The sequence below is a fragment of the Streptomyces sp. CA-278952 genome (assembly GCF_028747205.1).
Classification (GTDB): Bacteria; Actinomycetota; Actinomycetes; order Streptomycetales; family Streptomycetaceae; genus Streptomyces.
Genome location: NZ_CP112880.1, coordinates 358,510 through 379,503, shown reverse-complemented (window position 1 = coordinate 379,503; position 20,994 = coordinate 358,510). Strand labels below are relative to the sequence as shown.

The window sequence follows — 20,994 nt, the reverse complement described above, 5'->3', positions numbered from 1 at the left end:
GCACGAGGCGTGGTGCCCGCGGTTTCTCATCCGTTCCCGTCCACCAGACGGGAACGGATGAGAAACCGCACCCCCTCCGGAGCCTCCAGCGAGAACCCGCTGCCGCGGCCCTCCACCACGTCGACGATCAGCCGGGTGTGGGACCACACCTCGTACTGGCTCCGCGACATCCAGAAGGGCACGCTCCCGGGCATTCCCTCGACGGCGAGGTTTGCCAGCAGCACATCGGCGTCCCCGGTGCGGAACTCTCCGGCCGGATAGCACATCGGCGCGCTGCCGTCGCAGCAGCCGCCCGACTGATGGAACATCAACGGACCGTGGTCCGCCCGCAGTCGTCGCAGCAGACCGGCCGCGGCCGCTGTCAGCTCGACGGCGGGAGATTTCGGGTCACACTCCATGGACCTGCCCCTTCTCGGCTACGGCGACGCCGCCACAACGGACGCGAGTCAACTCGACCGGACGTTGCGACCGGGTTGCACGCCCTATGCTCGCGCCCATGGAGCAACGGGAAGTCGTGAAGCGCGTGATCGGCATCCTCACAGAGGCGCGCGAAATGCAGCGTCTGCTGGAGGCGGACCTCGAACGGGAAGATCTGGACACGGGAGCGGGCGCCGTCACCGCCCTGCTGAACGAGACGATGCCCCACATCGCCATCCCCGACGACTTCTCCGTGGAGGAGGTGGTCACCGTCGTCGGGCGCGAGGTCGGCGGTGCGGTCGAACAGCTCGTGAGCGCCTTCACCCTCGCGTTCACGATGCTGGCCCAGGTCCACGACTCCGGGCAGACCGACGTGTCGTCGGCGGACGTCCTCCAGGACCTCGCGCTGCGGGTCGAGGGCGGCGGACCGGACGACGACGAGAATCCACTGCTGTAGCGGCCTGCGTTCCGCCGCGCGGGTATGCATAGTGGAGGGAGAAGCGCGTATCTCCCTCGCGGCATGGAGGCAGCTGTGGGAAAGAGCACCGACATAGCCCGCGCCAAGGCGCGGAGGCTCAAAGGCATGATCAAGGAATCGGACGGCATCGCCCTCGAGAACGAGCGGCTGAAGGCCGAGGGCAGGAAGGAACAGGCCGAGGCCCGCCGCGAGGAGGCCCTGGCACGCGCAGCGCGGGCGGCCTCCGACCGCTGAGAGAAGTGAGGATGCCCGTGCCGTCACGCACGGCACGGGCATCTTCACGAGTCCGCTCCTGTCTCCTCGCGGGTCTGTTCCCGTCGCCGGAGGTGGCCGCCTCGCCTCCCGCAGCCGGAGGTGGCCCCCTCGCCTCTCGTCGCCAGAGGTGGCCCGTTGCCCGGGAACGCCGCCGTGCGGAGGCGGCACAGGGGGCCTACCTCCGGGCCCGTGCGTTCTCCCGGACGGTCTCGACGACCTGCCGGTCGAGGGCGGCCCTGACCAGCGCCGCGGCGAGCCCGGCCCGGCTCCGGCCGTGCGCCAGCTCCGCCAGTGTGCCGGGGGAGGTGGGCAGACCGAGCCTCTCGGCTCCCTGGAGCCCCTTCGCACCGGCCCGGAACCCGGTCTCCGGCCAGAGATCCTGCACCTCGCGTACGAAGATGTCGGCCCCGGCAGGTCCGATCCCCGGGACGCGCTGGAGCCCCGCACGCACCACCTCCCCGTCGCCGTCCGCCTCCGCGCGGAGGCGGCGAAGGTCGCCCTTCCAGACGTCGAGGACGAGGTGTGCGCCCTCCCCGAGCTGGGTGGAGGTCCGCTCGTCGTAGCGGCGGTAGCCGCCCCGGCCCAACGCGTCCACGCGCTGCTGCCAGGTCGCGTCGGCCATCCGGCGCGGGGTGCGCATGCCGTCCGCGAACAACGCCCGCGCGGCGGCCACGGCGACCGACGCCCGGATCCGGGCGCTCAGCAGATGACTCAGCACCAGGAGCTGGTAGAGCGGCTGTGGCGTGTCACGCAGCCGGATCCCCGCCTCCGCCGCATACGTCCGCCCGTACCCCTCCAGCAGCGCGTCGGTGATCCGGCGCGCCGATGCGGACACCTCGCGGCTCGTCATCCGTAACCGAAGACCCGGGCGAGGAAGAATCCGGCGACCACCAGCGCGCCGATCACGATCAGGGCGGTCCAGACGCCGGGGTGCTCCCACAGCCCTCCGTCCGGGCGTTCCTCGTGGGCCTCCCCGATGGAACCCTCGGCCGGCGGTGTCTCTCCTGGGGGATTCAGTGGAACAGCCATGAATCCAGGGTCCCTCCGTTCGAGCCCCCGCGCACGCCGTCCGCTCCGTGCCCGGCTGCGGGGCCGTACGGCGGAGCCTGACGGGGGAAGCGCTGCGGCGGGGGAATTCGGGGCACCGTCAAGGAATGCCCCGAGTCTCCGCCCCCGTCGTCAAACTCGTGCAGCGCACCACCGAACCCGCCGGGGTGCAGACGCTGCGCTCGACGGCGGCCGCCGTCATCGCCTACTCCGTGGCGGTGTGGGCGCTGCCCGAACCAGCGCCGCTGACCGCACCCCTCACCGCGCTCCTGGTCGTCCAGGTGACCCTCTACGCGACCCTCACCACCGGCGTCCGCAGGGTGAACTCGGTGGTCGTCGGTGTCCTCATCGCCATCGCCTTCAGCTCTCTGGTGGGGCTGAGCTGGTGGAGCCTCGGCCTCACGATCTTCACCTCGCTGCTGATCGGGCGGCTGGTCCGGGTCAACGAGTTCGTGCCCGAGGTGGCGATCAGCGCCATGCTGGTCCTCGGCGTCTCCCAGGTCGCGGACACCGCGTGGGACCGGGTGTGGGAGACCCTGATCGGCGCTGTCGTGGGACTCCTGTTCAACCTGCTCCTCGCCCCGCCCGTCTGGGTCGGCTCGGCCGGCTCCTCCATCGAGTCGCTCGCCGCCCGGATGGGCACGATGCTGCGCAGCATGGGCGAGGAGGTCGTGGGGCACAACCCCGTGTCCCGGGCCGCGGCCCGGCTCCACGAAGCCCGCAGGCTCGACCACGACATCGTCGAGGTCGACGCCTCCCTGCGGCAGGCGGAGGAAAGTCTCACCCTCAACCCCAGGGTGAGACAGGGGTTGCTCCACCGGGTCGTCCTGCGCACCGGGCTCGACACGCTGGAAATCTGTGCCGTCGTGTTGCGCGTCCTGTCCCGCACCCTCACCGACCTGGCGAAGGCCCGCACCGAGGAGTCGTTGTTCCCGGCCGATGTGACGGAACTGCTCCAGGAACTCTTCGGCCACCTCGCCGACGCGATCGAGAGCTTCGCCGTACTGGTCACGACCCAGCTCGCCGCCGACGCGGAGGCGGCGGAGGACCGGCTCGCCGACGCGCTCGCCCGCAGCCGCGCCACCCGCGACCTGGTGGCCGACCTGCTGCTGGAGGACGTCCAGGAGCACCCGCGGCAGTGGCAGCTGCACGGGGCCCTGCTCGCCGAGATCGACCGGGTGCTGGCCGAACTCGACATCGAGGAGCGCACCCAACGCCTCGGCGAGGAGCTGGACCGCCGCTCGGCGGAGGCGCACGCGCGTCACCCCGGGCTGCGCGCACTCCTGCGGCGGCTGGGCCGGCAGCCCTCCTGACCGCCGCGCGGGAGCCGCACCCGATTCCGGTACGAGAGCTCCGGCCGCTTGGGATGCGGAGGCGGCCGGTCGCTGGTTCGCTGGGGGCGGGGTATGCCCGGCCCTGACGCGCCGGACACGCCTCGGAGGTCCCCAGCGTCCAAGGAGTGATGATGAGCGGTTCGGACGGACCCGCCGACCTGGCTCGGCAGATGCGTGAGAAGGCCCAGCAGCTCGCGGAGGCCGCGGAGCGCGCGAGCGACCCGCACGAACGCGAGCGGCTGGAGAAGAAGTCCCGGACGATCCGGGACCGGAGCGAGCAGCAGAGCGCCATGGAGGCCGGGGACGTCTACCCCGAGAAGTAGCCCGGCCGACGCGCGCCCGCCCGCCCGCTTCCGGAGGAACCTGACGGTCCTCCGGGGCGGGCGGCCGTGCGGGTGGACCCGGGCGACCGTGTGCACCCGCCGACAGCCGCGTCCCATCCGTCCGCCCGACAGCCGCGTTCATCCGCCCGCCCGGCGACCCCGTGCCCCTGCGCGGCCGACGCCCGCGCGGCGACCCCGTGCCCCTGCGCGGCCGACGCCCGCGCGGCGACCCCGTGCCCCTGCGCGGCCGACGCCCGCGCGGCGACCCCGTGCCCCTGCACGGCCGACGCGCGCCCGGCGACCCCGTGCCCCCGCACGGCAGCCGCGTGCTCCGGATGCGGTCAGCGGGCCCACTCCAGGAGCCGGTCCGCGCTCCAGGTCGTCACCACCCGGTCGGCCTGCACCCCGCACTCCTCGGCGCGGGCGCACCCCGACCGCTGCCACGCGAGCTGCCCCGGGGCGTGCGCGTCGGTGTCGATCGCGAACAGCGCCCCCGCCGCGACGGCCGCGCGCAGCAGCCGCAGGGGCGGATCCCGCCGCTCCGGACGGCAGTTGATCTCCACCGCGGTCCCCGCCTCGGCGCAGGCCGCGAAGACCCGGTCCTCGTCGAACCGGGACTCCGGCCGGCCGCGCCCGGCCAGCAGGCGTCCCGTGCAGTGGCCGAGCACATGGGCCCGCGGGTGGCGGACCGCCGCCTCCAGGCGACGGGTCATCGGCTCCGGGTCCATCCGCAGCTTGGAGTGGACCGAGACCACCACCACGTCGAGCCGCTCCAGCAGCGCGGGCTCCTGGTCGAGCGAGCCATCCGGGAGGATGTCGCACTCGATGCCCGTGAGCAGCCGGAACGGGGCCCACTCCTCGTTGAGCCGCGCCACCACCGCGAGCTGCTCCCGCAGCCGCTCCGGCGGCAGGCCGCGGGCCACCGTCAGCCGGGGCGAATGGTCGGTGAGGACGGCCCAGGCGTGCCCCAGCTCCGCGGCGGTCCGGCCCATCTCCTCGATCGGGCTGCCTCCGTCCGACCAGTCCGAGTGCAGATGGCAGTCGCCCGTCAGCCGGGCGAAGAGATCCTCGCCCCCCTCGACGGGCGGATCGGCGGCGGCTTCCGCCTCCAGCCGGTCCAGATACCCGGGTGTCTGCCCGGCCAGAGCCTCGCGGATCACCTCGGCGGTACGGGGTCCGATGCCGGCGACCCGCTCCAGGGAGTTCGCGGCCACCCGCTCGGCCGCCTCCCCGGCGGCCATCGCATCCACGGCGGCCGCCGCTGTGCGGAAGGCCTTCACCCGGTAGGTGGCGGCCTGGGAGCGTTCCAGCAGGAAGGCGATCCGCCGCAGGGCGTTGACCGGGTCCATCGGCACCTCCACCAGGAGCGTCTGCGGCCGGCTCCGGGCCGCCGGGCGATCCGCCCGCCCCCACCAGGATGGGCGTTGCCGGCCCCGGGCGCCTCCGCGCTGCTGCCGTCACCTCAGGACGTGGCCTCCCCGGCCTCCGGCACGGACACCCAGCGGCCGGTGACCGTGTCGTAGTCGAGCACGGGCCGCCCCCGTACCCCGCTCGTACGGAACGGCCGCCCGCCGTCGTCGACGCGCACCGTGCCGGACCGGCCGCCGGCGCTCCAGGTCAGCTCCGCGAACCAGTCGCAGTCGCAGCCGACCGTGCGACCCGTGATCAGGAGGACCTCGGGATCGGTGACGGAGACGCTGTACGGGAAGGCGACCGCCTCGATGGGCTCGCCCGAGTCGTTGCCCGCGACCGAGCGGGCGACGGGGCGGGGCGCGTCGAGATCCACGTCGAACATCCTCGGGGTGAGGGCACCGCCGCAGCCGGAGCTCATCCGGTAGACCCGGCCCTCCGCCGGCGAACGACGCTCGACCACCCGGATCCGCAGGGCTTCCAGCACCACGGCCCGCTCGTCCTTGCCCTGCAACGTGATCCGGACACCGGCCTCGCCCGCGTGCACCGCGTCGAGCGCTCCGGCCCAGGACTCGGCGTCCGCCTCCACCGGGGGCGGCGGGACGGCGGCAGGCGCCCGGTCGACGAGGTAGGAGTGGTCGCAGCCGTTCTTCCAGACGTGGCCGTCCGCGGTCCAGGTGAACGGCACACGTCCGGCCTTCGGGCCCGGCGAGTCCTTGGATGTCCGGGGGAGCGCCTCCCCGCGCTGTTCGACGCCGGGCGGCACGGTTGCCGGCCGGGTGGAGCCGGACGGCGTTCCGCGTGGGGTCCCGCTCGGCGAGCCCTGCGGTTTCCCGGGCGTGCGGGAGGCGGAAGGCGAGGGCTCCGGGCTGTCGGCCGGGGGCCCGCCCGGCCGCTGGGCCACCGACGGGCGCCGGTCCGGGCCCGGGAGCGACGTCCCTCCGAAGGCCGCGACCAGGGTGAGAGCGAGCACCGCGGCGGCGAGGACACCGAGCCCCTGCCCGTACCGGCGTGCTCGACGCGACCGGGACACCGGCCCGCGGGGAGTCCCGCTCCCGATCGTGGCCGCCTCCCCGGCGACGGGAGCCGGCCCCGGGCGAGGACCGGTGCGGCCGGACGGCTCGTGGGCCGCGGACGGCGGCGGCCCGGACACGGCCGCGCCGGACGGCCCGGCCGCGGCGGCGTGGGGCAGCGCCGCCCACCGCCGGGGCGCCACCGTCTCCCCGGCCGATCCGTCCACCGGCACGACTTCCGTCGGAGCCGCCTCAGCCCCGGTCTCAGCGTCAGCCTTCTCCTCCGGCTTCCCCTGCGCCGCCCCCTGCCGATCGAGGCGTTCGCGGTCCGCCAGAATCCACAGACGGTGCAGTGCCTCCCGCTCCCCGGCCGGTGCGCCGCACAGGCGGGCCAGCCGCTCCACGGGGGCGAACTCGGCGGGTACCGTGCGCCCCGTGCAGTACCGGTGCAGCGTCGACCCGCTGACCCCGATCCGGCGGGCCAGCGACGCGTACGTCCGGCCCGACCGCTCCCGCAGCGCGCTCAGCCGCTCCGCCAGCACCGCCCGCGCGGCCCCCTCGGCGTCACCCGACACGCTCGACCTCCCCGCAGCCCGTTCCAGGGCGTTCCAGCCCTCCGAGAACACCCACGTCACCAGGGGTGGGACGGTTCCAGCCCGGCGGGAAGCCGGGTCGCACTTGTCCGTGTCCGGGGCGGCGGCCCAGGCTGGTGCTCGTTCCGGTACCGCCGCCGCAGGGTCCCTCAGCGGGCTCCGCACACCTCGGCGCGACGCCGTACGACCACCTGACCGCACCATCCGAAACGGGGAAACCTCACCATGCGCACCCTTCGCACCGCACTGCTGACCGCCGCGACCGCGGGCCTGGCCGTCACCGCACTGGCCCAGGTGCCCGCCGCCGCGGCGCCGGCCCCCGCTCCCGTCCAGCCGAAGTTCCTGAGCGCGGGCCAGCTGCCCGCGTCCACCACACCCTGGACGGCCGGTCCCGTACGCCAGGGAGTGCCGGCCGAGGGATCGGTGTGCACCGCCGGCATCGCCCCGGCGGCCGGCACCCGCCACCGGGACTTCCGCACCGAACTGGACACCGGCGCCCGCCAGACCACCACGGTCGCCACCACCACCGCTCGGGCCAAGACGCTCGCCGCCGAGCTGCGCAGCGCCCTGGAGACCTGCCTCGACCGGCTGAAGGAGCAGGACCCCGGCCTGGAGGGGGAGGCGTTCCACCACGGCCGCGTCGACATCGAGGAGGGCGCGCACGTCTACAGCATCGACACGTCCTACCCGGAGGTCGGCTCCACCGACATCGGGCTCTACTCCGTGGGCCGCGACGGCAGGGCCGTGACCGTCGTCGAGTGGGGACAGCTCGGCGAACTCGACGGCGCACCGCTGGAGGGCTTCAAGAAGACGACGCGCACCGCCGTCGCCAAGCTGTACTGAGGCCACGTCCGTGACCGGCCGTCGGGGGGCGGCCGGTCACCGGAGGTGCGGGGTACCCCGCACCGGGAGCATGCTGGCTGTGTGACCCGGCACGGAACGCCCCGGCATCCCCCGCCCGCCGGAAACGGGGCCGCGGCCGGGGAACACGAGGGTGGCCGAGTGCCCGACGAACTGTCCCTCGTACTCGCGCAGGCCCTCGTCAGCGCCGTCGAGTCGAGCGACGGCTACGCGGGCGGTGTCTACCTCCGCAGCCGGACGCCCGGGCTGCTGCGGCTCGCGGTGCTCGCCGGACTGCCGGGACCGCTGTTCCGGCCCTGGTGGCGGATGCAGGTGAACCGGCCCTTCCCGGTGTCCGAGGCCTACCGCTCGGGCCGGCCCGTGCTGCTCTCCGACGCGGAGGAAGCGATGCGCCGGTTCCCGCAGCTGATGGCCGGACTGCCGTTCCCTTTCGGTTCGCTGTGGGTGCCGATCACCGGACCCCGGGGGAGCCTGGGCGTGCTGGCGATCCTGCGGGCCTCCACGCCGGGGCGGCCGGTCGCCCCCGCCGACGGCGCCCGGCTGCACCGCTTGGGCCACCGGCTCGGTGACGCGCTCACCGATCTGGACCAGCGGGGCGTCGACTGCGTATGGGAGACCGAGCCGGTTCCCGTGCAGCTGCCCGCCGCCACCACGCCCCCGGTCCGGGTCGGCCGCTTCGACTGGGACCTGCACTCCGGGCAGGTCGCCGCCGACGACGAACTCTGCGCGATCCTCGGCTTCGAGCCCGCCGCCTTCCCGGGCACCGTGGACGCGCTCGCCGAACGGCTGGTCCCGGAGGACGTGTACGGGCTGTGGGCGCTGGCCCGCCAGACGGTGGAATCGGCCGAACCGGTCGTCCGGCGGATGCGGCTGCGCGGGCCCGACGGCCGGTCCCATCTGCTGGAGCTGTCCGGCCGCTGGACGCACCCGGTCGGCGATGTGTCCGCCAGCCGTCTGAGCGGCTTCCTGGTCGACCTCGGCGCGGGGCCCGTCGTGGCGGAGGCAGCCGACCGGCTGCCGCGCGGCATCCTCTCCCTCGACCGGCTGGGCCGGATCACCTACGCGAACGGCCTCGCCGAGGAGCTGCTCGGCCACTCCCGGGAGGAGCTCGTGGGCCACGTCGTGTGGCAGGCCCTGCCGTGGTTCGGGCACGAGGCCTACGAGGACCACTACCGGGCCGCCCTCATGGCCGACGAGCCCGTCCACTTCCTCGCCCGCCGCCCGCCCTCGCGCTGGCTGTCGGTGTCCCTGTACCCGGGCCACGACGGGGTGAGCGTCGTCCTCCAGGAGACCGACCGGCCGGACTACGCCCCGGGCTCGGTCACCGCGCCGGGCCTGGGCATCGGCTCGACCGCCGACCGCTCCTCGGCGCTGTACCGGCCGGTGGCCCTCGCCATCGCGCTGACCGAGGCGGTCACGGCACGTCAGGTCTCCGAGGTGGTCACGGAGGAGCTGCTGCCCGCGTTCGGCGGCCGCCGGCTCGCTATCTATCTGCTGGACGAGGGCCATCTCCATCTGGCCTTCGAGACGGGGTTCCCGAAGGGTTTCCTCGACCGTTTCGAAGGGGTCGAGCTCGACGTCAGCATTCCCGGGGTGGAGACCCTGACCACGGGCCGCCCGATGTTCTTCGAGTCCATGCAGCGCTTGACCGAGGCCTATCCGGGCATCCCGATCGACGCGGACGTCGGGGCCCGCGCGTTCCTGCCGCTGATCGCCTCGGGGCGGCCCGTCGGCTCCTGCATCCTCGGGTTCGACCGCCCCCGCGGCTTCAGCCCGGAGGAACGTACGGTCCTGACGGCACTGGCCGGACTCATCGCCCAGGCCCTGAAGCGCGCCCAGCGCTACGACAGCGAGTCGGCCCTCGCCCGCGGACTCCAGAACGCCCTGCTGCCGCACCGGCTGCCCGAGGTGGACGGGGTGGACACCCTGGGACGCTACCTCTCCGGCACCCAGGGGATGGACGTGGGCGGCGACTGGTACGACGTCATCGAGACCGGCCACGAACTCGCCCTGATCATCGGCGACGTACAGGGCCACGGTGTCTCCGCCGCCGCGACCATGGGGCAACTGCGCAGTGCGGTAAGGGCGTTTGCGCTGAGCAACCACGATCCCCGGGAGGTGATGAGCGGGACGAACCGGCTGCTCATCGACCTCGACCCGGGCCAGTTCGCGAGCTGCTGCTACATCGCGCTGGACCCGGTGACCGGAGTGGCCCGCGCCGTACGGGCGGGCCACCCGCAGCCGGTGCTGCGGCGGCCGGACGGCCGGACGGAAGTGCTGGACCTGCCCGGCGGCATCGTGCTCGGGATCGACGGGCAGGCGGCCTACCCGGTCACGGAGATGCGCCTCGAACCGGGCGCGATGCTCGCCCTGTTCACGGACGGGCTGATCGAGCGCCCCGGGACGGACATCGACGAGGGGATCGAGCGGCTGCGCGCCACCGTCGAACGCATCGGTGCGGTCCCCCTGGCCGAGACGGCCGACCAGGTCATCGGAGAGGCCAGGGCGGCCACCGACCGCCCCGACGACATCGCGATCCTGCTCGCCGCCCGGTGGGCCGGGACCCCGGAGGTCCGGCGGCCCCGTCAGGACCGGGCGCCCGGGCCGGACCTCTGGCGCACGTTCAGGAGGCCGGATCCGGGGCGCACGGCGGGCGCTCCGGATCCGGCCTCCTGAGAGACGTCCTGCCGGTCAGGCGCCTGCGGGTCAAGCGCCTGCGGCTCAAGCGCGCTCAGGCGTCGATCAAGCGTTGGTCAGGCGTCGGCCGGCGGCTCTGCCGGCGCGAAGGCGCCAGAGGCCTCCAGCATGCCCTCGCGCTCCACGACCTTGATCCGCTCACGGCCCTGGACCGCGCCCAGCGCCTGCTCGTGGGCGTCCAGCTTGTGCCACCCCTCCCAGGTCGTGTAGCGGACGCCGCGGTCCTCCAGGAAGGCCTCGACGGCCTCCGGAGCGGGCGTGGCCGGCTCCGGCAGCCGACCGGCTGCCCGGTCCTCCAGGACGCAGGCGACCGTCTCGTTCGCGTCGCCCTTGGTGTGTCCGATCAGACCGATCGGACCGCGCTTGATCCAGCCCGTGACGTAGACCGAGGCCATGGGCTCGTCGCCGGCGATGACGCGTCCCGCCTCGTGCGGCACGGTGCCGGAGGCCACGTCGAAGGGGAGCTTGGGCAGCTCCTCCGAGTAGTAGCCGACGGCACGGTAGACGCTCTGCATGTCCCAGTCCGTGAACCGACCGGTGCCCCGGACGTTGCCGGTGCCGTCCAGTTCGGTGCGCTCGGTGCGCAGCGCCACGACCTTGCCGTCCTCGCCGAGGATCTCGACCGGGGACTCGAAGAAGTGCAGGAAGAGCTTGTGCGGGCGGTCGCCGACATCGCGGATCGCCCAGTTCTCCAGGGTCTGCGCGACCATGTTGACCTGCTTGTTCTCCCGGCGGGTCGCGATGGAGCCCTCGTCGTACTCGATGTCCTCGGGGTTGACGATGACCTCGATGTTGGGGGAGTGGTCCAGCTCCCGCAGCTCCATCGGGCTGAACTTGGCCTGTGCGGGGCCACGCCGCCCGAACACGTGCACCTCCAGCGCCTTGTTCTCCTTGAGGCCCTGGTACACGTTGTCCGGGATCTCGGTGGGCAGCAGCTCGTCCGCCGTCTTGGCCAGGACGCGGGCCACGTCCAGGGCCACGTTCCCGACGCCGAGCACGGCGACCTTCTCCGCGGTGAGCGGCCAGGTGCGGGGGACCTCGGGGTGCCCGTCGTACCAGGAGACGAACTCGGCCGCGCCGTAGGAGCCGTCCAGCTGGATGCCGGGGACGTCGAGCGCCCGGTCGGCCTCGGCGCCGGTGGAGAAGATCACCGCGTCGTAGAACGACCGCAGGTCGTCCAGGCCGATGTCGTGCGGGTAGCTGACGTTGCCGAAGAGCCGGATCTGGGGCTTGTCCAGCACCTGGTGCAGGGCCTTGACGATTCCCTTGATCCGCGGGTGGTCGGGGGCCACGCCGTAACGGATGAGGCCGAAGGGCGCGGGCATGCGCTCGAAGAGGTCGATGGAGACCCCCGGGTCCTGGCAGACCTCGGATTTGAGCAGCGCGTCCGCAGCGTAGATACCGGCGGGGCCGGCTCCGACAATGGCGACGCGGACGGGGCGTGTCATGGCGTGGTGATCCTTCGGGGCGGGCGAACGCGGGCAGGTACAGCGTACGTCGGAGGTAAGGGTTGGCTTACTAGTCTCCACCGCACACCGTAAGCGATCGCCCCGCGGGCCCTTCGGCCGGCCCTGCCTAGAGTGTCCGATTGGCCCGTTTTATTGTGCCGGTATGGGTGTTTTGTTTCTTTTGGGAATTCTGCTCGATAAGGGGCCTATTGGGGCTGCTGGGGCATTTGCTTGAGCTTGTTTTCGCCACCGCCGCGAGGGAGTGGTGAGCGTCACGTCCGAAGGGGCCGACGTGGAAGCGGAAGCATCGGTTCCCTTCCGTGCGACGAAAGTTGACGGCGTGACGGAATGATCCGATCCGGCGATTCCGCCTTTCGATCTTCCGCGAAAAAGGGAATCCGGAATGTGGGGCTTGTTCTGTTCGACGTTTCTCGCCTACGGTCACCGTCAATCCGGATGGAACGCCGAATCCTGCCGCCGTCCGGGAATCCGAAACCCACTCACGTACGGCAGGAGCGGGGGACCCAGGTAAGTCGCCGATCCGTAACCGGAACGGCTTGGGGTGAAGCCGCACGAGCGTGCGGCCAGACATCTCCCGTCTGAACCCGACAGCTCACCTCGTAGGCGCCGGAGAGGAAATCCCCCATGCCCGCACAGGGTAAGCACCGTCGTCCCCAGTCCATCTCGCTGCGCCGCGGCCTCGCCGCCGTGACCGCCGGTGGAGCCGTCCTCGCCCTCCCGGTGATCGGTGCCACCAGTGCCTTCGCGGCCCCCGCGCCCGCCACGGCTCCGCAGCAGGCCGTGGCGCCCGCCTCGGTGGCCCAGGCGCATTCCGCCGTACAGGCCGCGCCCGCCCAGCATTCCGTGGCGGCCGGTGAAACGCTTTCCAAGATCGCCCGCGAATATTCCGTCAGCGGCGGCTGGGAGAAGCTGTACGAAGGCAACCGGAAGATCATCGGAGAGAATCCCGATCTCATTCACCCCGGAATCAAGCTGACCCTCGGATCCAAGACCGAGGCCCCTTCGGGCGGTAAGTCGGACAAGGCCGCCCAGGCTTCCCCGTCCACCGCGCGCGGTGCCGAGGCGGACCGTGCCGACCGTTCGGAGCGCGTCAACGCCGCTCCCGTGGCAAAGGCCGCGCCGGCCGCCGAGAAGGCCGTCACGTACACGAACGACCTCGACGGCTGGATCAAGGAGTCGCTGGCGGTCATGGCCGAGCAGGGCATCCCCGGCACCTACGAGGGCATCCACCGCAACATCATGCGCGAGTCCTCGGGCAACCCGGCCGCGATCAACAACTGGGACTCCAACGCGGTCAAGGGCACCCCGTCCAAGGGGCTGCTCCAGGTCATCGACCCGACCTTCCAGGCCTACCACGTGCCCGGCACCTCGACCGACAGCTACGACCCGGTCGCCAACATCACGGCCGCGTGCAACTACGCGGCGGACCGGTACGGCTCGATCGACAACGTCTTCGGCGCCTACTGATCCTCCGTGCCCACGCCCGAGGGGCCCCGGACCTCATGGTCCGGGGCCCCTCGGGCGTACCGGGAAGTTACCTCCAAGTTTCTAGTGACTTACCACGCGATCGACAGTAGAACCTGTTGCACTCTATCGAGAGTGAGGTGTGTCACATGGGCGACGCAGCCATGCGGGACGGCGAGGCCAAGGGTGTCTCGCGTCGAAGATTCATCACTGGAACAGGTTCTCTTCTGGGGGGAGCGGCGATAGCCGGACACACCGCACCGGCGTGGGCCGGCGCCCGGGCGGCATCAGCGCCGATCGGCTCCGGAGCCCGGGTGCCGGTGCTGGTCGTCGGTACCGGATACGGCGGCTCCGTGGCCGCCCTCCGCCTCGCCCGGGCCGGCGTCGACGTCCATATGGTCGAGATGGGCATGGCCTGGGACACGCCGGGCGCGGACGGAAAGATCTTCGCCAACACCACCAGGCCGGACGACCGCTCCTTCTGGCTGCGGACCCGGACCAAGCAGCCGCTGAGCAACTTCCTCGGCTTCCCCATCGACAGACAGGTCAACCGCTACACGGGCATCCTGGACGCCGAGGAGTTCGCCGGCATCACCGTCTACCAGGGCCGTGGCGTAGGCGGCGGGTCGCTGGTCAACGGTGGTATGGCCGTCACCCCACGCCGGGAGAACTTCGGCGCGATCCTCCCCACGGTGAACGCCGAGGAGATGTACAGCACCTACTACCCGCGCGCCAACAGCTCACTGGGCGTCACCACCATCGATCCCGCCTGGTTCGACAGCGTCGACTGCTACCAGTACGCCCGGGTCGGCCGGAAACACGCCCAGCGCTCGGGCTTCCCGTTCCTCTTCGTTCCCGCCGTCTACGACTGGGACTACATGAAGCAGGAGGCGGCCGGGGCCGTCCCCAGGTCGGCTCTGGACGCCGAGATCCTCTACGGCAACAACTACGGCAAGAAATCGCTCCAGAAGACCTACATCGACCGGATCAGGGCCACCGGCCGGGTCACCATCTCCCCGCTCCACCGGGTCACGACGGTCACCCCGGCCCCGGGCGGCGGCTACACGGTGCTCATCGACCAGCTGGACACCGCCGGCCGGACGACCGCCACCAAGACCGTCACGGCGGACAAGGTGTTCTTCGCCGCGGGCAGCGTGGGCACCAGCAAGCTGCTCGTCGGCCTCAAGGCCACCGGCGCGCTGCCCCTCCTCAACGACGAGGTCGGCAAGGGCTGGGGCGACAACGGCAACGTCATGTGCGGCCGGGCCAACCACCTCTGGGACCCGACGGGGAAGGTGCAGTCGTCCATCCCCACCGGCGGCATCGACAACTGGGACGCCGGCGGGGCGTTCGCCGAAGTCGCGCCGCTGCCCACCGGGATCGAGACGTGGGCCTCGTTCTACCTCTCCATCACCAAGAACCCGCACCGGGCCCGGTTCACCTGGAACGCGGCGGCGGGGAAAGCCGAGCTGGACTGGCAGACGGCGTGGAAGCAGCCGTCCATCGACGCCGCGAAGACCATCTTCGACAGGATCAACCAGAAGGAGGGGACGATCTACCGCACGGACCTCTTCGGCGTCCACAAGATCTGGGGCGACCACCTCACCTACCACCCGCTGGGCGGCGCGGTCCTGGACAAGGCCACCGACAACTACGGCCGGCTGCACGGCTACCCGGGCCTGTACGTCATCGACGGCGCACTGATCCCCGGCAACACCAGCGTGAACCCGTTCGTCACCATCACCGCGCTCGCCGAGCGCAACATCGAACGGATCATCGCGACCGACCTGTAGGCGCCCACAGGATGCGGGGGCCGACGAAGAGCCCGGGGCCGGGAGTGCCAACCCGGCGGCCCCGGACTCCGTCAGGAGGCGCCCGCGCTCACCCGTGACCGGGCAGAACGCACACCGCGTCGATCCCCAGCACATGGTTGAGCCGCCCGAACGCCAGCCACGAGCCGATGCTCATCGTCAGTTCCACGATCTCCGCCTGGCTGTAGTGCGCGGTCATCCGCTTCCAGAAGGCGTCGTCCAGGCCGTGGTGGTCGAGCGTGTACCGCTCGGCGTACTCCGCCGCCAGCCGGGTGCGCTCGTCGAAGGCGCCGGTCGTACGCCACTCGGTCACCGCCCCGGCGAACTCCTCCTCGACCTTCGCCCCGTCCCGCTCGGTCCGCCAGTCCAGGCAGAACAGGCACCCGTTGATCTGCGCGACCCGCAGCCTGGCCGCCTCGAACTCCCGCAGCCCCAGGGTCGTGTGCTCGTACACGGACATCGAGAAGGCGGCGGCGGCCATGCCGATGCCGGGGACCATCTCTCCCCACACATAACCGATGGGCTCCTGGCCCTCGGGGACATCGATGATCATGCCGGTCTCCTTCCCAGCCTGCCGACCGCAGGCCGCAGCGGAACGTCCAGTGCGTCGTACAGGCCCGGCTCCGCGTCCACCAGCCAGTCGATGGCGCAGACGAGCCGCCCGACCGCGGTGGCGTTCCCGCCCGCCGACCGGTTCTCGTCCTCGTCCGAGGCCTCGACCGTCACCTCGATACGGGGGCGGCCCTCGATCACCACCCGGTGCGCGCCCACCCCGTCGGGCGGGGACGGCCAGTCCGGGGCGCACGAGGGATGGATCCGGGTGATGTGCTCGATGACGATGCGCGGCACGCCGTCCACGATGCCCTGCACCTCGAAGCGCACCGCGCCCTGTGTGCCCGCCGCGAACTCGCCCATCGTGCGGGTGCGTACCGTCGACTCCAGCGCCCGACGGTCCATGGTCTCGCGGATCTCGTCCAGTTCGACCTCGAGCGCCCGCGCCATGAGCCGTATCTGACCGCCCCACACCATCGTCGGAACGGCCTCCGCCAGCATCAGCGGCTGGTAGTCCATCGGGTGTCCCATGCCGATCAGATGGCGCACCGACTCCTCCTGGTCGTACGTGGAGTAGTCGAAGATCTCCTGGCAGCGGATGACGTCCACCTCGGTTCCGAGGCCGCTGACCAGCAGGGGCAGGACGTCATTGCCCCAGCCGGGGTCGACTCCGGAGACGAAGAGGGAGCCGCCCCCCTCGGCGATGGCGGCCAGGACCGGGTCCCGCAGCTCCGGCGGGGCGTTGCGCTGATCGTAGAGCGGATAGAGGGAGGGCGTGACGACCACCGCGCCGGCCCGGATCGCCCGGCCGATGTCGGCGAGGGCGTCGTCGGGGCGGATGTCGCCGGACGCCGCGTAGACCACTGCCCGGGGGCGGGCGGTCAGGACGGCGGCGATGTCGTCGGTGGCCGTGACCCCGAGCGTGCGCCCGACCCCGCCGAGCTCGCCCGCGTCGCGGCCGGCCTTGGCGGGATCGTGCACGAGGACGGCGGCGAGTGCCAGTGCCGGATGGGCCTCGACGGCGCGGATCGCCGCGCGGCCGACATTGCCGGTACCCCAGACAACCGTGGGAATCATGCGCGGAGGGTAGCCCCGGGACCCTGCACTTCCCAGACCCGTGCAGGGCCCGACTCATCGGGTGGAAAGAAGAGTGCCCGGGCCGGAGACGATCCTCCGGCCCGGGAACGCGGCAGCGGTTACCGTTTGGCCCGTGCGCCGTTCGGGGCGCCGGATACCGTGAACTGCGAACCGGGCTCGATGAGTACGTGGCCGTCGCGCGAGTCGGTGATCGTCACGTTCGTGAGCGACGCGTTGCCGCGCGCGCCGCCCATCGCCAGGATGCCGGATCCGTTGTTGGACTTGTCGATCCGGACGTTCTCTATTCTGACGTCCTGCATCAGGCCGCCGCCCGTCTTGAACTGGATGCCGTCATAGGTGGAGTCGATGATGTCCGTGTCGCGGATCGTGACTCCGGGGATCGGCAGGTTCTGCGGGAAGAGGGTGATCGCGCCGAACTCCTGGTCCTCGTTCCAGAAGGCTCCGCCGGTGCGGTACAGGCCGTTGTTGGCGATCAGGGTCTGCCCGGAGAAGGGCAGCGGGTCGTGGTCGGTCGCCAGCATGATGGCCGGGTAGTTCATCGTGTCGGAGATCAGGTTGTTCTCGATCTTGTTGTCGTAACCCCCGTAGATCGCGATGCCGTTGGCACGCCACGGGAGCTGGATGGTGTTGTTGCGGAAGCTGTTGTCGTGGCCGATGTCGAGGGACTGGTCCTTGACGTACTTGCTGGACCAGACCGCCAGCGCGTCGTCGCCGGTGTTGCGGAACGACGAGTTGTAGACCGTGGAGTTGCGGGTGCCGTTGGCGAAGTTGATGCCGTCGGCGTACGTGTTGCGGATCCGCATCCCGGTGAACTCGACGCCGTCGCCCGGGTTCCACAGCTCCTGGATGTTGGTGTAGTCGCGACCGGCCCAGACGCCCACGTTGGCGTGCTCGATCCAGACGTTGCTGATCTTCGTGTCCTTGCCGAACCGGCCGTTCAGCGCGACCCCGCCCTCATGGTTGCCGTCGCCGCCGCGAATGGTGCCGGAGCCGAAGATGGCGATGTCGGAGATTTGCGTGTTCTCGTCGATGTCGAAACCGAAGTTGCCCTCGTGCGGGTGGTTGATGCCACCCGCCTCGTGCGGCGGGGTGAGGGTGTAGAGCTGTGAGTGCCACATGCCCGCGCCCCGGATCGTCACATCGCGGATGCCGACCTGGTTGAACTGACCCCGGTCGAGCGGGTCGTCGGTGAGGATCTTCTGCTCCTGGCGCCACTGGCCGGCCGGGATCCACACGCAGTCGATCCGACCGGTCTGGTTCGCCGTCACCGCGCGCTGGATCGCCGCCGTGTCGTCGATCCCGTCGTTCGCCACCGCGCCGTACGTCGTGATGGACACACAGCCCGAGGGCTGGGACGAGGGCGCCGCCACCTGCTCCAGGTCGATCAGGTCGATGATGTAGAAGGAGGCGTTGTCGCTAGCGTCGCGCTGGAGCCGGAACTTCGTGCCCGCCGGGTAGGTCTGCGCGAGCAGGGCGTGCGACTCGTCGAACAGCCGCCGCGCGTCGCCGCCGGGGGTGTTGGTGAGTCCTTCGGGGCTGTCGGTGTTCCCGTACAGCCAGCTGTGCTTCGAGGAGAGATCGATCTTGCGGACGAACTGACCGTCGGCGTACAGGCTGATGGTCGCCTCGCGGCCGCCACCGCCCGGCGCGTCCGGGATGGAGTTGCGCACGACGACCGAGTTCGACGGGGCGGTCGAGGTGAACTCCACGAACTGACCGGAGGAGTTGAGCCGTACCGACTCGCGTCCTGAGGACTCGGTGGCGAAGTTGGTGTGCCCGAAGGTGCGCTCGGCGTCCGACTTCAGCAGCGTGCCCTGGTAGGTGGCGTTCTCCGCCTCCAGCTCGGTGTACGGAACGGCCGCGCCGCGACCGACGACGATGGAGCGGGCGAAGGTGTTGTTGGTCTCGCTGGTCTCCGTGACCCGGTTGGTGGCGTCCGCGATGGCGGTCAGCGTCGCGCCGCCGCTCGTCGCGGTCCAGCTGCCGCCGACCGTGACGTTCGCGGTCGCGCCCGCCGCGACGGCCGGTGTGGTGCCGTTGAGCGTCGTGGAACCGACGGTCAGGCGGGTGACCGTGCCCGCACTCACCGCGCTGGTGCCGCGGTTGTGCACCGCCACGGTGAAGGTGACCGTCGCGCCGACGGCCGGGTTGGCCGGGCTGGACGAGATGGAGCGGACCTCCAGGTCGGGGCCGGGGCTCTGCCCGACCACGAGCGGGGAGGCGGTGGTACGGCTGTTGTTGGCGTTGTCCGACTCGACGACCGTGTCGGTCGGGTCCACCAGCGCCGAGACGGTGTACGAGCCCTGCGGCCGCTTGCCGGCCTCGACCGAGACCGGGGCCGAGGCTCCCGCGGCGAGCGGGCCGACCGGCGCGCTGCCCACGACCACGCCGCCCAGGCTCACATTGACGGTCGTCGCGGGGGAGGCGGCCGAACCGGCGTTGCGGACGGTCCCCTCGACGGTGATGTCGTCCGTCTCGGACGGGGACGAAGGGCTCCAGGACAGAGCGCTCACGGTGAGGTCCGGGTTGGGCGCGGCCGTCCCCAGGACCTGGACCTCGGCGATCTGCCCGCCGGGCGCCCCGGTGTTGGCGAAGAACTTGAGCTGGAGGTCGGCGACCCGGCCGTCCACCGGGATCGTCACCGTGTTCTGGTTGCCCGACGGGTTGAACGCGTAGCCGGCGCGGGCCCGGAGCGAGGTGAACGCGGTGCCGTCCTGGGTCCGGCCGAGCACCTGGATGTCCTGGGTCCGGCTGCCCCAGATCGGGTCGGGGTTGAGCTTGACCACCACGGACTCCAGGTCCGCGTCGGCGCCGAGCTTCACCGTGAGGTCGGCCGGCAGTCCGTTCGACTCCCAGTAGCTGTCGACCTTGCCGTCGTTGGCGTTGGCGGCCGGGAACCCGCCGTGCGATCCGCTGGCGACGACGGGCTTGCCCCGGGCCAGATCGGTGGCTTCAGCCGCGCTCGCTGCGACGGGCAGGAGCCCGACCGAGACCAGTCCGGCTATCAGCAGCCCGGTGATCGACTGTCCGGTGAGTCGTTTCCATCTCATGATGACCTCTGCTTCCACAATATTTGAGCCTGCAAGTCAATCTTTTGCGGCGAGAGGTTCATAGATTTCTGCCCTGTTTCTGATTTGTCAACGGTCTTCGCATGGTCATGTCATTCGGGCGTCACGACTGATGAGGCGTCGGATCAGTGATTAGGGGGGCTCGTTCAGGCCCCGGAGGCGCCCCGGGCCAGCAGCAGCGCCAGATCCACCGCAGCCACGGCCACCGCTCCGGCCAGGGCGGCCTTGCGCCACCGGCGGCCGAGAGCCGGGCCCGCGAGCGACGCCGCACCGGCCAGGACGAGTGCCGCAGCACCCGCGGCGTCCACCGGTCCCGGCGGGCCGAACGCCAGCACCGCCGTGGCACCGAGGAGCGGCACCGGCAGCAGCAGCCGGGTGCCCCGGTCGCCCAGCCGGTGCGGGAGGCCCCGGATCCCGGCCGCCCGGTCCGCCGCGATGTCCGGGAGGGTGTCGGCCAGATGCGCCGCGAACCCGAGCAGCGCGCCGGCCGCCACCGTCCACCACCGGGGCCACGGGCCGCCGGGCAGGGAGAGGGCGACGAAGGCGGGCAGGGCGCCGAAGCCGGCCACGTACGGCAGCCAGGACAGGGCGGTCGCCTTGAGCCACAGGTTGTAGAGCCAGGCGGCGGTGACGGCGGCGAGGTGCACCGTGCCGGCGAGCGCCCCGCAGGCCAGCGAGAGCGGTACGCACAGGGCGAGCGCGACCGTCGCCGCCGCCCACACCGCACGCGCCCCGACCGTGCCGTCGGCGGCGGGCTTCCCCGGGCGGCCGGCGTCGGCGTCACGCCGCGCGTCGTACGCGTCGTTGCACCAGCCCACCGAGAGCTGGCCGGTCAGCACCGCCGCCGTGACCAGCGCGGAGCGGGGGCCGCCGAGACCGGAGCCGAGGGCGAGGGCGCAGGCGAGCGCGGTCACCGCGAGCGCCGGTCCCGGGTGGCACGCGAGCGCCAGCCCCACGACCCGGCCGCGTCGCCCCGCGCCGGTGGGCCCCGCTCCGGCCGACTCGGCGTCGGCCGGATCCGTTCCGGCCCGGTTCCCCCTGTCCGTGGCGTCCATCGGGCGATCGTAGGGGCCTGGCGCCCCGTCAATGCGGCGACCGGGCGGG

Annotated in this window: 18 protein-coding genes and 1 riboswitch; of the genes, 8 read left to right on the top strand and 10 right to left on the bottom strand. The window is 71.9% G+C overall.

All coding sequences use genetic code 11. The features are described from left to right. Positions 1-26: 26 nt before the first annotated feature. Positions 27-398 (bottom strand): DUF779 domain-containing protein, encoded by a 372-nt coding sequence (locus N7925_RS01485; RefSeq protein ID WP_265597668.1) that lies wholly within the window; start codon positions 396-398, stop codon positions 27-29. 86 nt (positions 399-484) lie between these two features. Between N7925_RS01485 and N7925_RS01480 the strand changes: the two genes are divergently transcribed. Together N7925_RS01480 and N7925_RS01475 are read left to right on the top strand one after the other, a co-directional pair. Continuing rightward, positions 485-874, top strand: a complete 390-nt coding sequence (locus N7925_RS01480) for a hypothetical protein (RefSeq protein WP_274342764.1) — start codon at positions 485-487, stop codon at positions 872-874. A 75-nt stretch (positions 875-949) separates the two neighbouring features. Further along, complete coding sequence (locus N7925_RS01475; RefSeq protein WP_018955843.1) at positions 950-1,129, top strand: hypothetical protein; 180 nt, start codon at positions 950-952, stop codon at positions 1,127-1,129. A 196-nt stretch (positions 1,130-1,325) separates the two neighbouring features. Here the strand turns inward: N7925_RS01475 and N7925_RS01470 are convergent, their stop codons facing one another. Next, positions 1,326-2,000 (bottom strand): endonuclease, encoded by a 675-nt coding sequence (locus N7925_RS01470; RefSeq protein WP_274342763.1) that lies wholly within the window; start codon positions 1,998-2,000, stop codon positions 1,326-1,328. Further along, complete coding sequence (locus N7925_RS01465) at positions 1,997-2,179, bottom strand: DUF6480 family protein (protein ID WP_265597664.1); 183 nt, start codon at positions 2,177-2,179, stop codon at positions 1,997-1,999. The genes N7925_RS01470 and N7925_RS01465 overlap by 4 nt, the downstream gene beginning before the upstream one ends. 125 nt (positions 2,180-2,304) lie before the next feature. Between N7925_RS01465 and N7925_RS01460 the strand changes: the two genes are divergently transcribed. Together N7925_RS01460 and N7925_RS01455 are read left to right on the top strand one after the other, a co-directional pair. Continuing rightward, a complete protein-coding gene (locus tag N7925_RS01460) occupies positions 2,305-3,510 on the top strand; it encodes an FUSC family protein (protein ID WP_274342762.1) in 1,206 nt (401 codons plus the stop codon). 152 nt (positions 3,511-3,662) lie between these two features. Then, positions 3,663-3,854: a DUF6381 family protein gene (locus N7925_RS01455; protein ID WP_265597662.1), complete on the top strand. Its 192-nt coding sequence runs from the start codon at positions 3,663-3,665 to the stop codon at positions 3,852-3,854. A gap of 341 nt (positions 3,855-4,195) precedes the next feature. Here N7925_RS01455 and N7925_RS01450 read toward each other — a convergent pair whose 3' ends face one another. Together N7925_RS01450 and N7925_RS01445 are read right to left on the bottom strand one after the other, a co-directional pair. Continuing rightward, positions 4,196-5,203: a PHP domain-containing protein gene (locus N7925_RS01450; protein ID WP_274342761.1), complete on the bottom strand. Its 1,008-nt coding sequence runs from the start codon at positions 5,201-5,203 to the stop codon at positions 4,196-4,198. Between the two features lie 113 nt (positions 5,204-5,316). After that, positions 5,317-6,852: a transcriptional regulator gene (locus N7925_RS01445; RefSeq protein ID WP_274342760.1), complete on the bottom strand. Its 1,536-nt coding sequence runs from the start codon at positions 6,850-6,852 to the stop codon at positions 5,317-5,319. 243 nt (positions 6,853-7,095) lie between these two features. Here N7925_RS01445 and N7925_RS01440 point away from each other — a divergent pair, with 243 nt between their 5' ends. Continuing rightward, positions 7,096-7,713 carry a hypothetical protein gene (locus tag N7925_RS01440; RefSeq protein WP_274342759.1) on the top strand — a complete coding sequence of 206 codons (618 nt, stop codon included), beginning with the start codon at positions 7,096-7,098 and terminating at the stop codon, positions 7,711-7,713. 159 nt (positions 7,714-7,872) lie between these two features. Further along, the gene (locus tag N7925_RS01435; protein ID WP_274342758.1) at positions 7,873-10,407 is read left to right on the top strand and encodes a SpoIIE family protein phosphatase; all 2,535 of its coding nucleotides are present in this window, start codon (positions 7,873-7,875) and stop codon (positions 10,405-10,407) included. Positions 10,408-10,484: 77 nt separating this feature from the next. On the opposite strand, the gene N7925_RS01430 is transcribed toward N7925_RS01435, so the two are convergent. Next, positions 10,485-11,876 carry an FAD-dependent oxidoreductase gene (locus N7925_RS01430; protein WP_274342757.1) on the bottom strand — a complete coding sequence of 464 codons (1,392 nt, stop codon included), beginning with the start codon at positions 11,874-11,876 and terminating at the stop codon, positions 10,485-10,487. Between the two features lie 483 nt (positions 11,877-12,359). Continuing rightward, positions 12,360-12,518, top strand: a riboswitch (cyclic di-AMP (ydaO/yuaA leader). Positions 12,519-12,521: 3 nt separating this feature from the next. On the opposite strand from N7925_RS01430, the gene N7925_RS01425 reads away from it, so the two are divergent. Beyond that, positions 12,522-13,364 (top strand): transglycosylase SLT domain-containing protein, encoded by an 843-nt coding sequence (locus N7925_RS01425; RefSeq protein ID WP_265597656.1) that lies wholly within the window; start codon positions 12,522-12,524, stop codon positions 13,362-13,364. Between the two features lie 146 nt (positions 13,365-13,510). Next, positions 13,511-15,154 (top strand): GMC oxidoreductase, encoded by a 1,644-nt coding sequence (locus N7925_RS01420; RefSeq protein ID WP_274342756.1) that lies wholly within the window; start codon positions 13,511-13,513, stop codon positions 15,152-15,154. An 88-nt stretch (positions 15,155-15,242) separates the two neighbouring features. On the opposite strand, the gene N7925_RS01415 is transcribed toward N7925_RS01420, so the two are convergent. The 4 genes from N7925_RS01415 to N7925_RS01400 form a co-directional block, all read right to left on the bottom strand. Beyond that, a complete protein-coding gene (locus N7925_RS01415; RefSeq protein WP_274342755.1) occupies positions 15,243-15,725 on the bottom strand; it encodes a carboxymuconolactone decarboxylase family protein in 483 nt (160 codons plus the stop codon). After that, the gene (locus N7925_RS01410; protein ID WP_274342754.1) at positions 15,722-16,801 is read right to left on the bottom strand and encodes an NAD(P)H-dependent amine dehydrogenase family protein; all 1,080 of its coding nucleotides are present in this window, start codon (positions 16,799-16,801) and stop codon (positions 15,722-15,724) included. Before N7925_RS01410 ends, N7925_RS01415 begins: the two co-directional genes overlap by 4 nt. A gap of 119 nt (positions 16,802-16,920) precedes the next feature. After that, a complete protein-coding gene (locus tag N7925_RS01405) occupies positions 16,921-19,872 on the bottom strand; it encodes a CARDB domain-containing protein (protein ID WP_274342753.1) in 2,952 nt (983 codons plus the stop codon). Positions 19,873-20,036: 164 nt separating this feature from the next. Continuing rightward, positions 20,037-20,945 (bottom strand): UbiA family prenyltransferase, encoded by a 909-nt coding sequence (locus N7925_RS01400; protein ID WP_274342752.1) that lies wholly within the window; start codon positions 20,943-20,945, stop codon positions 20,037-20,039. Positions 20,946-20,994: the final 49 nt, after the last annotated feature.